Raw genomic sequence first — 16279 nt, forward strand, 5'->3', positions numbered from 1 at the left:
TAGAAGCTAATATTACGAGATAAAAAGGCCTTTTTCCGTTAAAATAACTTCATAATTGACAAAAGGGTTGGAAATCAATTCGATTTCCAACCCTTTTGTCTACAGTCTGAGGTACCGCAATGATGCGGTACCTTTTTGTATTAATAAGGATCGGCTTCATGCCCTTTTTGTTCGGCAGTTTTTGGCGCTTTTTCACCGTCTATATTGCCAAGCGGAGCTCCTTCACCTAAATTTGATTGTTCCGTTTTTGCGTTTTCCAGTCCTTCACGCAAGCGGCGGCCGTACTCGTCATCGGCTTGCTCCGCAAGTGCAATCATTTTTTCCTGGATACGCGGATCGCATTTCGATAAGTCATTGACTAGGTTTGAGATCAACTCATCTCTTTCCCAGTCTTCAAATGCACGGTATGTTTCTCCTGCTTGCTTCGTATTGTCATTGCGATCGATCGATTGGCGAACTAATTTGCCTTCTACATGTGGTGTATGCTCTTTTCCGGGCTGCTCTGCTTCTTCCAGACCACCTAAAATGGATGGTTCATAATTGATATGTGGATTTTGTCCGGGAGCCCTGTCGACTTTGTATTGCATGTTGCCTCCACTCTGGTTTGTAGCGACTCGTTTTTTCGGTGCATTGATCGGTAATTGCAGATAGTTGGCGCCAACCCTGTGCCGTTGGGTATCTGAGTAAGAGAACGTCCGTCCTTGCAGCATTTTATCATCAGAGAAATCAAGCCCGTCGACTAAAACGCCTGTTCCGAAAGCAGCTTGCTCGACTTCAGTGAAATAATCTTCAGGGTTTTTATTCAATACTAATTTACCGACTTTTTTCCATGGAAATTGGTCGTTCGGCCAAAGTTTTGTGTCATCAAGCGGATCAAAATCCAACTCTGGATGTTCGCCGTCGCTCATAATTTGGACGTATAATTCCCATTCCGGATAATCTCCACGTTCGATTGCATCATATAAATCTTGAGTGGCATGGTTGAAGTTTTTCGCTTGAATTTCTTCTGCCTCTTTTTGTGTTAAGTTTTTAATTCCTTGCAGCGGTTCCCAATGGTATTTCACTAAAACGGCTTCCCCTTCGCTATTCACCCATTTATACGTGTTTACCCCGGATCCTTGCATTTGCCGGTAGTTTGCAGGAATTCCCCACGGTGAATAAATGAACGTCACCATATGGAAAGACTCAGGAGAGCTTGCACAGAAATCAAAGAAGCGTTCACTGTCTTGTATATTCGTAATTGGATCCGGTTTAAAGGCATGAATCATATCAGGGAACTTAATCGCATCACGAATGAAAAAGATTTTAATATTGTTGCCGACTAAATCCCAGTTGCCGTCTTCTGTATAAAATTTCACGGCAAAGCCGCGCGGATCACGAAGCGTTTCCGGAGAGTGACCTCCGTGAATAACCGAAGAAAAGCGGACGAATACAGGTGTTCTCTTCCCTTTTTCCTGAAATAGCTTTGCTCGCGTATACTTGGACACAGGCTCGTCCCCAGCTGTACCGTAAGCTTCAAAATAGCCATGTGCCCCCGCTCCTCGTGCATGGACGACACGTTCCGGCACACGCTCCCGATCGAAATGGCTAATTTTTTCGATGAAGTCATAGTTCTCTAACGTAGCAGGCCCTCTATTGCCAACAGTTCTTAAATCTTGGTTGTTCGTAATCGGATGTCCTTGCCGATTCGTCAATGTCATTTCGTTTTCCATGTCTGACATTTTTTGCGACGTCTCTTTGTGATTGTCCTTCATTTTGAACCTCCTGAATAGTAAATTTCCTACCCGATGGGATTTAGGATTATATCCTTATCCTACCCTTACCATTGCATGTTTTAACCCGATAATATCGCATTTCTAAATTACGGATAACCTTTGCGATGATCGTCATAGTTGCTCGTTCCTTTTTCTAAGAAGGTTTTTATCTTTACCATATCGAATACAAAGATATTGGATCGTATAATAAAATGAATGGGTGATAAAATGGATTTATCGATCGAGAAACTTCATGTTACGGACGCGGAGGAATTGTATAAATTTGAACTTGAAAATAGAGCTTTCTTTGAGGAAATGGTGCCGAGCCGTGGAGATGATTATTATCGGCCAGATATTTTTAGAAAAAGGCATCAAGATTTGCTTGATGAACAAGCTCAAGGCAGTTCTTTATTCTATTTAATTAAAGACGAAAATGGTTCAATCGTTGGGAGAATGAATTTAATCGATATTGATGAAGAAGAAAAGACAGGACATCTTGGATACCGGATTGGACAATCCTATACTAAAAAGGGCATTGCTACTAAGGCGTTAAAAAGCCTAATAGAAGAAGTGGAAAAATATAATATAAAGCAGATCTTTGCAAAAACAACGCAGAATAATAGAGCATCACAAAAAGTTTTAGAGAAAAACGGTTTTGAGCAAATCGACTCCGATGAAGTAATTGAAATGAATGGCCAACAGCTGAAATTTGTTTGCTATTCGTGGGAACAAAAGTGAAGTTAAATGCACGAACCATCCCTTGGCATTAATGGTTAAGAGATGGTTTTTTGTGCCTGTGCAAGGCGCTATTCAGATTATGCACTACAACTTGTATGCTTAAAACTGACAAGAGCAATAGAATGGTTGTGTATTCTTCCATTTGGAGGCAGAGCACTCGACTCAAAGTTTTATCGGCTAAGGCGAACCCGACTTCTTTCAACTTGCAGTTTTCAGTAAATCAACGTTTTGAGAATGAAACACCATTCGTAGACAATGAAAATCATTGATGATCTTGGTAATGAATACAGTACGGACAGCTTTTCAATGGAAACTGAAAATGGACAATTTGCTGTAGAAGGGCTAGGAAAGTTGAGCTGCTAAGAAAGTAATTGAATGATTGTACTATGAACCTGCCTTCCTGATAAATAATTGTCAGGAGGCGGGTTTTTATTGTTTTATATCTGTCTTTGATTTATGAGAGGGCTCAATGCATACTGAAAGTAAAGGGGTGGGATCGTTTTGAATTTTTTAAATAAAGTGCTTACAAAAGATGGCTGTGCAATTCATTATTGGATTACATATGCTAAGGATCGCCCATGGCTCATTTTTTTACACGGGGCGGGGGCAGATCATAATATGTTCAATGATCAAATTGAGGAGATGGACGAATCATTTAACGTTTTGCTGTGGGATGCGAGAGGCCATGGATTATCAAGGCCAATAGGTGAAGAATTTAGTTTGAAAATGCTTATGGAAGATTTGAAGGCAATCATGTCACAAGAAAGGATTCAGAAAGCGACTTTCATTGGACAATCGATGGGAGGGAACTTGGCTCAGGAGATGGCATTTCATTATCCGGAAATGGTGGATAATCTAGTGCTAATTGATTGTACATGCAATACGATGGAATTGTCGATTGCAGAAAAAACAGCTATTTGGATGGCTCCTTTCATTATGAAATCGTGTCCGGGGAAATGGCTGTTGCCACTAAGCGCAAACGCTAGCTCAGTGAAAAAAGATGTTCAGCAGTATTTAAAATCCACTTTCTATCGAATAGGAAAAAATGACTTCACGACAATCTTCCTTGCAACGACAAAATGTCTTCATGCAGAAAAGGATTATTTCATTAATAAACCGATGTTGCTCGTCTGTGGAGAGCTTGATAAGACCGGAAATATTAAAAAAATTGCTCGAAGGTGGGCATCACGAGAAACACAATGTGAGTTCCATTGGATACCCGATGCAGGACATTGTGCAAATCAAGATAACCCAGTCTTTTTCAACAAACTCCTTCTTCAGTTTTTACGAAAGCAATGCACGATTTAATGCACATACAGATCGTGTAGACTGATCTATATGAATAATAACAAATGGCGAAAAAGTTTGTCTGTCAGAACAACTACTTTTTCGCCATGGACGAGTATTAGGAAAAAAATTAGTTTTCATACAACCCGAACATATATATTTTTGTTATGTTATCGGCAATTTCTGGAATAGGAATTTTGTTCTTTTCCCTTACAATTTCCCAGACGAATCTTTCACATGTAAATAACAAAACCCTTGAAGAAACGCCAGTATTCAAATCTTTTTTTGCAAGGCCATGCCCTTGCGAGTACTGATTATCTTTGACAATTCTTTCAGCAAATTTTAGTAATATTTCTTCCCACTTATCGCTTAGAAGCTGTGATACCCCGATTGCTTCGTAAACGACCATTAATATACTTCTATGTACCTCAGCTAAGGAAATAAAGTGAAATACTTGCTCTCTAATAACATGGAAAGCATCCTCTTTCGTTTTTGGATCGAATTCAATATCAGCAACCTTGTAAAGCTCATCCATTACATTTTTCATTAATTCCGATAATATTTCATCTTTGCCTTTCGGAAAGTGAATATAAAAAGTACCATGCCCAACATTGGCTTCTTGATTAATTTCCTTGATGGTGGAATTATGGTATCCCTTTTTTAGGAAAACTTTACTTGCTGCTTTCAATAACTTTTCCCTCGTTTTTAAAGTTCTTTGTAATCTGCCATCGGTTTTTTTCATTGTTACACCTCAAAAAAGATATTGACACGTTGTCACATTTATATTAACATACAGATAATTTAAAAACTATATGACATTTGGTCATATAGTTAATAGTTTGATAAATTGAGCGAGGGGGATATGAATGCAAGCAAAAATTGGATTGATTGGTGCGATTTCTACTCTTATCGGAACAATGGTCGGTGCAGCTATCTTTATTTTACTCGGGCCTTTGGCAGACCAAACAGGACCATCCTTAACACTATCTTTCTTGCTTGGGGCGATTCCGGCTCTTTTTGGAAGCGCTTACTACATGCAGTTAGGCTCCATGTTTCCGAGTACAGGAGGGAGTTATGTATATGCTAGCCGTCTATTGAATCCTACGATGGGCATTATAACAGCCTTCTTTATGATTATGGCAGGAGTAGGAGCAATTGGCATGCTCGCATTAGGGTTTGTCAACTACTTATCATTTTTCATAGCGGGCGGATCTCAAGTAATTATTGCAATTTCAATTGTCTTAATATTTGTTTTAGTCAATCTCTATGGTATGAAATTTGCGAATAAGATACAAATCGTCATGGTTGCTTGGATGCTCATCGCTTTATTAATATACATCGTCTTCGGTTTCTTCTATCAGCACAGTGCAGAATTCATCCCAATCGATAATGGCCCTTTTTTGAGAAATGGTGTAAGCGGATTGATGATGGCAGCTGTCCTCGCATTTTATTCTTATGCTGGATATGGGCTTATAACGGAAATCGGTGGAGAAATAAAAAATCCGCAGAAAAATACACCAAGAGCCATTTTAATCAGTCTAGTCATCGTTACTTTAATCTATATGGGTGTTTCGTATATTTCTACATCAGTAGTTAGTATCGAGGATTTTATAAGTTTTACTACTTCACTTCCGATGGCTGCCAGTCTCTTTTTGCCGGGGTGGGTTGTTACATTCATTGCAATCGGTGGGTTATTGGCGATTTTTACAACGCTGAATGCCATTATGCTAATCATCCCACACGAATTTGTCGTTATGGCAAAAGAGGGGGTTGTGTCCAAGTATTTTGCAAGGAAACATAAATCCTTCGGAACGCCTTATTTGTCACTGCTAATTGTAAATGGCATCACAATTGTTTTAATTGTTTCAGGAATCAGTGAGACGGTATTTGCAACGATGACTGTAGCTGGTCTTTTATTAAGTGGAATCGTAATGGGGATGAGTGCACTGAATATTTTTAAAAAAATGCCCGATTTGTATGAGAAGGCAGCTCTTAGAATCCCTAAACCGATCCTAATTGCTTGCAGTTTTTTAGGGATTGTAAGCAGTTTGTTGTTCACTTTTTTGGCAGTTATGGATGCTCCCATTGTCGGGGCTATGGCATTGGCACTTGCAATCATTGGAGTGATTTATAGCAAAATCGTTAAAGTTGACATCCTGACAGATTCATTAAATAAAAGCATAGATTAATAGAAAGGGGACGGGAAAGTTGAAGCAATCTTATTTAGTAACTGAATGGGTTGATCAGAAAACCGGTGCAAAAGGATATATGGTAATTGATGAATTGAAGGGCGGATTTTGCGCAGGCGGAATACGGATGAGACAAGGTGTGACAAAGGAGGAAGTTGTCCGTTTAGCTGAAACAATGACTATAAAAATGGCAGGCTTAGGAATGGCTGTCGGCGGAGCAAAGGGAGGGATTGATTTTCCTTCCAACGATGAAGAAAGCGAAGGTGTTTTAAAAAGGTATCTCGAAGCTCATGCACCATACATTAAAGAATACTGGCTGACGAGTGAGGATTTGGGGACGCGTGAGGAAGACATTGTAAGACTGTTGAATGAGTTAGGGATTCAATCTTCTGTTCAAGCATTCATTAGTAAACAAAATAACAAGCAATTATTGATGAGAAATTTGCAAGAAGCGATGACTGCTATATATGAGGGACAAGCTTTAACTGAGCTTGTAACAGGCTATGGAGTAGCTGTAGTAACGGAACAAGCTTTGAAAAAGATCGGAACGGAACCTGCTCAAGCAAAAGTGTCGATCCAAGGGTTTGGCAGTGTTGGTGCAAGTGCCGCGAAGTTTCTATATCAGAAAGGTTTCAAAATTGTTGCCGTTGCAGATATTGACGGAACGATTTATTACAAAGAAGGTTTGGACATCGACTTGCTTTTGTCTCTGAAAGACCATCGAGGGAATATTAATCGAAATGGCCTGCCTGAACGTTATGAACAGTTATCCGGCGAAAAATGGCTTGAATTGGACGTAGATGTATTAATTCCAGCTGCAATTGCGGATGTGATCAATGCACAGAATGTTCGCTTCGTAAAAGCAAACTTAATTGTTGAAGGTGCAAACTTGCCTGTAACGGAAGAGGCAGAAGCGATCCTTTTCGAAAAAGGTGTGCCGGTCATTCCTGATTTTATTGCGAATAGTGGAGGGGCAGGTTTATTTGTCGCTGTTTTAGATGGGAATGTGGATGGCAAAGCAGAGGAGATCTTCACCTTTTTAGGAGGTCGTTTGACAATTACAATCGACACGGTTTTAACAGCTGTAGCAAAAGAGAATATTCCTGCCCGCAAGGCAGCTAAGACATTAGTGGAGAGTTTGTCGAAGGAGGAATCCTATTTATGAGTTTTCAGCTAAAATTTGCGGATATCGGAGAGGGGCTGCATGAAGCGGAAATCATAAAATGGTTTGTCTCTGAAGGTGATCAGGTGAAAATGGACGAACCGATTGTAGAGGTCCAGACTGACAAGGCAGCCGTTGAAATTACGTCGCCGAAAGAAGGAAGGATTACAAGCAGAAATGGACAAGAAGGCGATACGATCTTTGTCGGTGAGACAATCGTAGAAATCGCTTTAGAAAATGAAAAAAGTTCGCCTAACAATCAAACGCAAGTAGAACGAGAAGGACAGCGAGTAAATCGTGAGCTATCTTCTACTGGACCGAGAGTTAAGGCGGCGCCAAGCATTCGTAAGATGGCACGTGATATGGGACTAAATTTACAAGATATCCATAAAGCAATAGGCGGAGAAAGAATTACAAAAGAGGCTGTTTTACAATATGCCGACTCAATGAAGGAGAAAAATAGGGTTGCTGGTACTAAAGGCACTGTAGCAATAAAAGAAACTGCTGATCATCAAGCCATTAAACGTATTCCAATCCGCGGTTTGCGTAAACAAATTTATAAAAACATGGTCAAGTCTGCTTTTACAATCCCTCACGCTACTGGCATGGATGAGATAAATGTAGAGCGTCTTATCGCATTGAAGGATTCATTGAATCAATCTTCAAATTGCAAAATTACTTTTTTGCCAATCATCGTCAAATTGCTGTCAGAGGTTCTTAAAAACAATCCGATTTTCAACGCGATGATTGATGAGGATAAAGAGGAAATTGTTTTTAATGAGGAGTATAACATCGGCATTGCTATGGCGACTCCGCAAGGGCTTGTTGTACCTGTCATCCACCAAGTAGATAGGAAATCAATCGAAGAAATTGCTCAAGCGCTTCAAAATCTTCAAGAAAAAGCGATTGCAGGGAAATTGGCATTGGAAGAATTGCGTGGCGGAACTTTCACGATTTCCAATACAGGGGCTAATGGCGGTTTTTATGCGACACCAATTATTAATCATCCGCAGGTAGCAATCTTAGGTGTTCATTCCATAAAAGAGAAACCAGTTATTTTGCCGAATCGTGAGTTGGGAATCGGTCATGTAATGGGAATCAGTTTGTCGTTTGACCATAGAATAATTGATGGGGAGCCCGCAGGTAAATTTATGAGGGATCTATCGTCTTATATCGATCATCCGGAACTCTACTTTTTGAAAGCGCGATAGGAGGGGTAATATGTTTGATGAAAACCAGTTGACGTTTCAAATGGTTCGAAGGTTAGATGAGGCAGGTAATTTATTGGATGAGAAAGATTGCGGGATTGCTGATGACTTATTGGTAGAAATGTATCGTCAGATGAAAGAGGTTAGGATATTAGATGAGAAGCTTCTAAAAATGCAACGTCAAGGAAGAATTGGCACATATGCACCATTCAGTGGGCAAGAAGCAGCTCAAATTGGGAGCGCCCTTGCTTTGGAACGATCTGATTGGATCTGTCCAAGCTACCGTGATCTTGCGGCATGCTTTGTTCACGGCATGCCAATCGAACAGATTTTGCATTATGTAACCGGTCATTTGGAAGGAGGGAAAACACCTGAAGATGTCAGGATACTGCCAGTGCAAATTATTATAGCTGCCCAAACATTGCATGCGGTAGGACTGTCAATGGCAACGAAGCTGAGAGGGGAAACAGATGTTGCGATAAGCTATTTTGGAGATGGCGCTACTTCTGAAGGAGATTTCCATGAAGCACTTAACTTTGCTGCAGTATATAAAACGCCGACAATTTTTTTCTGTCAAAACAATCAATACGCGATAAGTGTTCCGCTGAAGCAACAGATGGCAAGTAAAACAATCGCTCAAAAAGCAATTGCATATGGTGTAAAAGGAATTCAGGTAGACGGAAATGATATCATTGCGGTTTATGAAGCGACAAAAGAGGCAGTGGAACGGGCGAGAAATGGAGAAGGCCCAACGTTAATCGAAGCGGTGACCTATCGTTTAGGGCCGCATACAACTTCTGACGATCCTTCAAAATACAGGGAGGATGGAGAAAGGGAAGTATGGCGCAAAAAGGATCCGCTTGTAAGGATGAAACGATTTCTTGAAAATAAAAAACTGTGGAGTGATGAGAGGGAAAATGAAACGGAGAAGGCGTTTCATGAACGCCTGAATGAAGCAATCACTGCAGTTGAAAACGAAAGTTATCCAAACATCAGTGAGATTTTTGATCATGTTTATGAAACGCCTGATGAGCAACTGAAGGAACAGAAAGAAGAAGCAGCAAACTTCTATCGGCAAAAGACAGGAGGTGTACAGATTGGCTGAATTGACGATGATTCAAGCGATACAGGAAGCGTTAGCATATGAAATGGAGCGAGACGAACGCATCGTGTTGTTAGGGGAGGATATCGGGAAAAACGGTGGTGTCTTTCGTGTCACAGACGGATTAGCGGATCGTTTTGGAAAGGAGAGGGTATTCGATACTCCATTAGCAGAATCGGCCATCATCGGGGCATCGATCGGTATGGGCATCAATGGCTTTCGTCCGGTTGCGGAAATTCAGTTTTTAGGTTTCATTTATGAAGCGATGGATCAAGTCGCGAGCCAAGCAGCAAGGATGCGCTTTAAGTCAGCTGGTCGATTCAATGTGCCAATGGTCATCCGGAGTCCGTATGGCGGTGGAGTTCGGACACCTGAGTTGCATTCCGACAGTTTAGAAGCGCTTTTTTCGCATACACCTGGCCTTAAAATCATTATGCCTTCGACTCCGTACGATGCGAAAGGGTTACTTACAGCAGCTATGAGAGACAATGACCCTGTATTGTTTTTGGAGCCAATGAAACTATATCGGGCGTTCAAAGAAGAAGTGCCGAGTGAAAGTTATGAAATCCCAATCGGCAAAGCGAAAGTTATTCAGGAAGGAACACATGCTACGGTAGTTTCTTGGGGCCCACCTGTTCTTTTGTTGAAAAAGGTTTCCGAACTCTATAAAGCAAAAGGGATTTCTCTCGAATTAATTGATCTTAGAACCGTGGCTCCATTGGACATTGACACGATTTTGCAATCCGTTGAAAAAACCGAGCGACTGCTCATTGTGCATGAAGCTGTGAAGACGAATGGAATTGGAGCGGAAATCGCCGCCCTTGTAAGTGAAAAAGGGCTGTTTTCTCTCGCAGCTCCGATTATGAGAGTGACTGGATATGGGACCCCATATCCGGTTGGATCGGTTGAAGATGATTGGTTGCCGAATGCGCAAAGAGTCACGTCTGCAATCGACAAACTCCTATCCTACTAACTTCGTCGTTCAAAATACGAGCAGCCAAACTGCATGTAAACTTGCAGCTTGGCTGTTTTTATGTCAATCAAATATTGTTTCCCGAAACGCTATAATGTTGATACTTCACTGATGTCTTTTGCTCTTTCCGATATATACGATGGGTAAAACGGTTCCATTCATTCGATAGGTTTGCCCAATCAACAATTTTCCAAGGATTGAAACATGTTTGGCCATTTTTATTGAAGAAATGTTTCCCGTCAATGCAATAGGCTGCGTGCTGAATTATATCTTGCTCGTCTATCCATACGATGACGTCTGTTTCTTGGAATGGGCCATCTGTCATATTATAGTCTGCTTGTTGTAATGTAAGAGCGAAAGTTTGGTCATGCACCCATTCTTTAATGATCCACTCATCTCGCGCCGGTTCGGAACTAATTGCATAAAGAACAGCAGCAAGACAATTTGCCCCATGAAGGGTGGCAAATGAATTAGCGTACGCTACTAGATGCGATGGTAAATTGGCGGGGGCCTGTTCCGCTGTCCATTCATCATATTCCCTTGCAGTTTTGCAGACGATTTCTTCTTTTGTTGAATACGGCAAATTTGTCCACATTGCTTTTTGAAGGGCGACAATCTGCTCATCATTCACTTCTACTATATAGTCCTGCGGAATGCTGTTTTTATCGCTAACCATAGACAACGAGCCGAGTAATCCTCTGCCTAATTCATGTTGCCGCTTAAAGAGCATCTCTTTTTTAACGCTGGGTAATGACTCAATCCAAGAAGGAGGAGCAACTATAACGAATTGTGCATCCTTTGAAATCGTCCAATACATATAGCTGTTCACCATTTCAATATTGCTATAGGAAGAATGGTTGAAAAACTCTTTACTTGGAAATAGTAATATGCCGGACAAATAATCCTGATAAAAAGGTAAGTCGTTTTCGGCTAAGAAAAATAAGTCTCTTTCAGGTATATATGTATCAACCCATTTCATTATTTGCTGCACTGCAGGCTGAATAGCAATCTCCATAATTATTCGTTCCTTTCATAGTAGCCACCTATATTCAATAATATCTTACTAAATGAAAAATTCAATACAATAAAAAGTTGTAAACACCAGCTCCCAATCCATGCATGAAAACTCACTTGAAAGACGCATGAATCCATACAAAACCCATAATCTTATCATTTCTGCGCTTAAAGCCAGTGATCACGCATACATGCCCGCAAAAAGCAAAACACTTATGGAATTGCACATAAACTTTACGAAAATAGAGGAGTTCTAGTGGAAAAGGAAACTGGGGGATCGACTTTGGCGTTTGATGATATAGTAAATGAAAAAGGTTACGTGATTTCATTTGAACAATTAAGGTACTAAAAAATAAAAAAATCAACTTGAGGTTTATTGTGAATAAAGCAAGGGAAGCATGACAGTTACTTATTTCAGAACATCAGAAAGCAGATGTCGTTTCCTACCAAATTGATTTTCCGAACTATATAATACGCTATGGAATGAGAGGGAACAGTTCAGAGGAGACGCCTTTTGAATTTATGAAAGTTAATGGAGTATGTGGAAAACAGTTGGGCAATTTCTGCATTTCACGAACAAGAGCCAACATTATATGCGTTGGTATGACACAGTCATATCATCTCAATTTTGTCCTATACGGAACCAATTGTGAAAAAATAAACTAAGAAAGCAGTGAGACATTTATGGATACGCGAATTAAAACGAAGATGAAAATCAATAAGCCGGTGGCGGAAGTGTTTGAAGCCATTGTGAGTCCTGAACAAATTGGCGGCTATTGGTTTTCTGAAAGTACAGGAAGACTTGAGGAAGGAAAGAACGTTACATTAAAATATGAGGAATATAATGCAGAAGGAGAGATGAATGTGCTGCATGTTGAACAAGACAAGGAACTCATTTTCTCATGGGGAGAAACGCAAGTGTCCATTATGTTTCATGCAACTAATGAAGATAGCACAATGATCGAAGTGACAGAAACGGGACTGAGCTCTGATGACCCTGACGTTATCAATAAAATGATGGGACAAAAAGAAGGGTGGGTATACATGCTCACTTGTTTAAAAGGCTATTTGGAAAACGGCATTACAACGTTGAGGGCATCATTGGTTCACTAAACAGCGTGATCTACAGTAGCCCAATCAGATTCAAAGATTGATTTTCACGCGTGCCTCCCCTATAATTTTTACACAAAAGGATTTTAGGTACGCTCTTATAGAAAAGGGAAGCGAGGGAATTTGATGTTAAAGACAGAGGTTTTTGAACAATTGAAAACAGCTATGAGAGAAAAAGATGTGCTTTCTAAAGGGGTGTTAACTCTTTTAAAAGCAGGACTTGATCGCGCCGAGAAAGAAAAAGGCTCGGCATTGACAGTGGAAGAAGAAGTTGCGGTAGTCAACCGGGAAATCAAACAGACAAATCAGTCCCTTGATAGTGCGAAGCAAGCGGGACGCGAAGATTTGATTGAACAGGAAGAAGCAAAGTTATCTCTTCTCAAATCGTTTTTACCCGAGCAATTGGGCGAAGAGGAAATTGAAAAAATACTTTCAGAAGCAGGCGTTGTAAAAGGAATGAACATGGGAGACGCCATGAAAATTGCAAAGCCATTGCTCGCAGGAAAAGCAGATGGCGCGACAATGTCTAAAGTTGTAAAAAGCATGATTTAAAACTGTAAAATGATAGGTTCTCATCGGAGCCTATCATTTTTTGATTGGTGAAAAATAACTTAAAATAACTTATTTAAATGAGGTTTACTTTTAGCATGTTTAAATGAACATGAAAGTTTAGCAAAACTTTGGAAATGTGCTACAGGAAATAAAGAGGAGCAAGCAATACGACCACTCCCATTATAATCATAACAATACTTTTAGCTGTACTTTCTTCTCTTTTCACTAAACTAATGATCCAAATCATAAACCAACCGGAAAATATGAAACCAATTCCTATATCTTTTAAGATTTTTAATTGTGCGGTGCCTGTTAGAAATAAAGCAAACCGACAAAAAATAGGGAGCATGCCTAAAAGAATACAGGATTTCTTATCTCGTTTTTAAGTACTCGTCGTTCCTCTTCATTCATCTTTCTGTATGTGCGCCAACCGCCAATAATCGTTAATTCTCATATAAACACTATATATAAATTTCATTCCTCACCATTTCTAACGGTTTATCGAAAATTATAAATGATACCATTTATCCTTGGTAATTAGAAAAAATCTTTAAAGCTTTCAGGTGTAGGCATACAATGTGACTAAAGAGCAACCAGTGATTTTTCAGCATATCCCATTATTTACGGTTACAAAAATGGAAGTTCCAATCATTTCATGGCAAATGCACGCGAACCTAATCGCACATAGGTTTGTCGTTTTTGGACAATCTAACAAGTAAGAAAATGTTGTATGAGGGGATGCATATGCAAATTCAACGATCATCCGAATGGAAAGAAGGTTTTGTCGATAGGCTGGAAAATCGACAACCATGGGATAGTTGGACGTTATATAAAATGTGCTATGAAGTGGAAAAGGCAAAACTGATTGAAGACTTTTATGGACTTCAATCTCCAAAATATTTACCTGAACTTAAGCCATATGCACACCAGTTGGAAGCGGCTGAAACTGTTATCGAGAGGATGAATGGAAAAGCGATACTTGCCGATGAAGTCGGGCTCGGTAAAACGATTGAAGCAGGTTTGATCTTGAAAGAATACCTCATAAGAGGCCTCGTAAAAAAAGCGCTTATTTTAGTCCCCGCATCCCTTATGAATCAATGGCTTGAAGAACTAAATCAAAAATTCCATATTCCAGCGATGCAATATAGTAAAAAATACGACTTGAATGCTTGCAACATCGTCGTCGCGAGCTTGGATATGGCCAAGAGAAGTCCACATAAGGAAAACATTTATAGTCAAGATTATGATCTCATCATAATTGATGAGGCTCATAAATTAAAGAACCATAAAACGAAAAACTATGAGTTCGTGCAAAGCTTAAAGAAAAAGTTTTGCTTGCTTTTAACAGCGACGCCAATTCAAAACGACGTATTCGAGCTGTTTCATTTGATTTCACTACTGAAGCCAGGCCACTTAGGAAATTTCGAAACATTTCAAGTCGCCTTTTCTGCGAGTAAGCACAATGTAGAAGAGGATGAATTTTTAAAGGAGCTTATTAATCAAGTGATGGTAAGAAACTCAAGGCAAGATACGTTAAACGAATGGACGAGCCGACGCATACAAAACATTCCGATTGAATTTAGTGACCAGGAAAAAGAAGTTTATCATATGCTCTCCGAATTAAAAAATGTTTCTCCGCAATTTTCGGATGCATTTTCTACCATTACATTACAGAGAGAAATTTGCAGCAGCAAGGAGGCCACTCTTGTTACACTTCTGAAAATGCGCGAAAAATGCAGTGCATCAGAAGAGGTTGCCTATATCGATGAACTGTTAGGAAAATTGAATGCGCTTGAAGTGAATTCGAAAGCAGAGAAAGCGTATGAAATTATTGCAAAAGCAAATGACAAAGTGATCATTTTTACGGAATATCGGGCAAGCCAAGAGTACTTGCAATCTTATTTATATTCAAAAGGAATTACGAGCGTTTTATTTAACGGGAAGTTCAGCAAAAACAAGAAGGAATGGATGAAGTTGCTATTCAAAGAAAAAGCACAAGTGCTAATTGCGACTGAGTCGGGAAGCGAAGGGATCAACCTCCAATTTTGCCATCATGTCATTAACTATGATTTGCCGTGGAATCCAATGAAGTTGGAGCAACGAATTGGGCGTGTCCACCGTTTAGGGCAAGAGCATGATGTCCATATTTATAATTTGGCAATACAACATACAATTGAGGAACAAATTTTGAACTTGCTGAATACAAAAATAGGTGTCTTTGAAAAAGTTGTCGGCGAATTGGATGACATATTATCCGGATTTAAATTGTCCATATAAGGAGAGAGAACATGTACCCCCATCAAATCCATACGTATGTGCGTCAGTTTTTCAAAGAAAACAATTGTCCCATTTTATATGAAAACGATCATCTTTTACAGGTTCAACTGACGATTGATATGGATAAAAGGATTATGAACCGCCTATTTTATTGGAAGTACTTGGAAAGTATTAACGGAGAGCCGAATCCTGCAAAGTTGACGCTTATTACGAATAAAAACAGGTTAGTTGGAGCAGTAGACGGAGAAGTTTTGCACTTCGGATCACCGAGGCTCAATCAGATTTTCCAGGCAACGAAGGAACAAGGCTCATTCGTCCAAATGTATGAAACAGTAAATGCACAATCAGAAGTGAAAACGATTTTGACGCCATGGTTAGGCGTGAACTATAAAATAACGTATAGCTGTGATTGTACGAAAGAAAAGCTCTATTCATTAGGAATTAATTTAATGAACGGGCAAGTTATAGACGGTTTTCAAGAAACAATTCAACAAAGGGAATTGGGTACTTCGATATCGCCCAACACATTCCACTTGCCCTATACGATCAAACCGACGCGCGCAATCGAACGTTTGGATCTTGTAGTAGACAATCTTATTCAACAAGATGATCATACATGGGTAGAAGAAGCGAAAAAAAGACTTCGGAGAGATCTGAATGTGTTGGATTACTTCTATAATGAAGTAGACGAGAAACCCGAATGCTATGAAAGAGAGAAAAAGGCGATTGAAGAGCAATATGAAACGATTATAAAAATCGATATTGTAAACGGTGGGCTGTTTTATTTATTGCCGATTTAACAAAATGGGGCTGTCCAGAAAGTCAGTGAAAACTGATTTTCTGTGATAGTCCCTTTCTGGTTGGAGAATAAATGGGGAACCCCTGACAACCGTCGCTTTCCGTTCCAGGCGCA

General features: G+C 39.8%; 13 protein-coding genes and 1 pseudogene. 11 read left to right on the forward strand and 3 right to left on the reverse strand.

Translation table 11 applies throughout. The annotated features are described in order from the left end of the window. Nucleotides 1–140: 140 nt before the first annotated feature. Nucleotides 141–1754, reverse strand: coding sequence for a catalase (locus tag WFH04_RS16805; protein WP_336825244.1), 1614 nt, complete (start codon nucleotides 1752–1754; stop codon nucleotides 141–143). Nucleotides 1755–1982: 228 nt separating this feature from the next. Between WFH04_RS16805 and WFH04_RS16810 the strand changes: the two genes are divergently transcribed. Both WFH04_RS16810 and WFH04_RS16815 read left to right on the forward strand, forming a co-directional pair. Beyond that, nucleotides 1983–2492, forward strand: a complete 510-nt coding sequence (locus WFH04_RS16810) for a GNAT family N-acetyltransferase (RefSeq protein ID WP_336825246.1) — start codon at nucleotides 1983–1985, stop codon at nucleotides 2490–2492. A gap of 501 nt (nucleotides 2493–2993) precedes the next feature. Next, nucleotides 2994–3800, forward strand: coding sequence for an alpha/beta fold hydrolase (locus tag WFH04_RS16815; RefSeq protein WP_336825248.1), 807 nt, complete (start codon nucleotides 2994–2996; stop codon nucleotides 3798–3800). 109 nt (nucleotides 3801–3909) lie between these two features. On the opposite strand, the gene WFH04_RS16820 is transcribed toward WFH04_RS16815, so the two are convergent. Continuing rightward, on the reverse strand, nucleotides 3910–4521 hold the full coding sequence (locus WFH04_RS16820) for a TetR/AcrR family transcriptional regulator (RefSeq protein WP_336825250.1): 612 nt from the start codon (nucleotides 4519–4521) through the stop codon (nucleotides 3910–3912). A 124-nt stretch (nucleotides 4522–4645) separates the two neighbouring features. Here WFH04_RS16820 and WFH04_RS16825 point away from each other — a divergent pair, with 124 nt between their 5' ends. From WFH04_RS16825 to WFH04_RS16845, 5 genes are read left to right on the forward strand one after another with little or no spacing between them, the layout of a single operon-like run. Then, on the forward strand, nucleotides 4646–5968 hold the full coding sequence (locus tag WFH04_RS16825) for an APC family permease (RefSeq protein ID WP_336825252.1): 1323 nt from the start codon (nucleotides 4646–4648) through the stop codon (nucleotides 5966–5968). A gap of 19 nt (nucleotides 5969–5987) precedes the next feature. Next, nucleotides 5988–7133 (forward strand): Glu/Leu/Phe/Val family dehydrogenase, encoded by a 1146-nt coding sequence (locus WFH04_RS16830; protein ID WP_336825254.1) that lies wholly within the window; start codon nucleotides 5988–5990, stop codon nucleotides 7131–7133. Beyond that, nucleotides 7130–8341 (forward strand): dihydrolipoamide acetyltransferase family protein, encoded by a 1212-nt coding sequence (locus WFH04_RS16835; RefSeq protein WP_336825256.1) that lies wholly within the window; start codon nucleotides 7130–7132, stop codon nucleotides 8339–8341. Before WFH04_RS16830 ends, WFH04_RS16835 begins: the two co-directional genes overlap by 4 nt. Before the next feature lie 10 nt (nucleotides 8342–8351). Next, nucleotides 8352–9443 (forward strand): pyruvate dehydrogenase (acetyl-transferring) E1 component subunit alpha, encoded by a 1092-nt coding sequence (pdhA, locus tag WFH04_RS16840; protein ID WP_336825258.1) that lies wholly within the window; start codon nucleotides 8352–8354, stop codon nucleotides 9441–9443. Continuing rightward, nucleotides 9436–10413 carry an alpha-ketoacid dehydrogenase subunit beta gene (locus WFH04_RS16845; RefSeq protein WP_336825260.1) on the forward strand — a complete coding sequence of 326 codons (978 nt, stop codon included), beginning with the start codon at nucleotides 9436–9438 and terminating at the stop codon, nucleotides 10411–10413. Before pdhA ends, WFH04_RS16845 begins: the two co-directional genes overlap by 8 nt. Before the next feature lie 67 nt (nucleotides 10414–10480). On the opposite strand, the gene WFH04_RS16850 is transcribed toward WFH04_RS16845, so the two are convergent. Further along, nucleotides 10481–11428, reverse strand: a complete 948-nt coding sequence (locus tag WFH04_RS16850) for a hypothetical protein (RefSeq protein ID WP_336825262.1) — start codon at nucleotides 11426–11428, stop codon at nucleotides 10481–10483. 683 nt (nucleotides 11429–12111) lie between these two features. Here WFH04_RS16850 and WFH04_RS16855 point away from each other — a divergent pair. From WFH04_RS16855 to WFH04_RS16870, 4 genes and pseudogenes are all read left to right on the forward strand, one after another. Next, on the forward strand, nucleotides 12112–12540 hold the full coding sequence (locus WFH04_RS16855) for an SRPBCC family protein (RefSeq protein WP_336825264.1): 429 nt from the start codon (nucleotides 12112–12114) through the stop codon (nucleotides 12538–12540). A 123-nt stretch (nucleotides 12541–12663) separates the two neighbouring features. Then, nucleotides 12664–13089, forward strand: a complete 426-nt coding sequence (locus WFH04_RS16860; protein WP_336825266.1) for a GatB/YqeY domain-containing protein — start codon at nucleotides 12664–12666, stop codon at nucleotides 13087–13089. Nucleotides 13090–13827: 738 nt separating this feature from the next. Next, nucleotides 13828–15448 (forward strand): annotated as a pseudogene (locus WFH04_RS16865) (DEAD/DEAH box helicase). Beyond that, entirely contained in the window at nucleotides 15378–16166 is a 789-nt protein-coding gene (locus WFH04_RS16870; protein ID WP_336825268.1) for a YqhG family protein, read from the forward strand. Before WFH04_RS16865 ends, WFH04_RS16870 begins: the two are co-directional and overlap by 71 nt. Nucleotides 16167–16279 lie beyond the last annotated feature (113 nt).

This window comes from Sporosarcina sp. USHLN248 (assembly GCF_037144575.1).
GTDB lineage: Bacteria > Bacillota > Bacilli > Bacillales_A > Planococcaceae > Sporosarcina > Sporosarcina contaminans.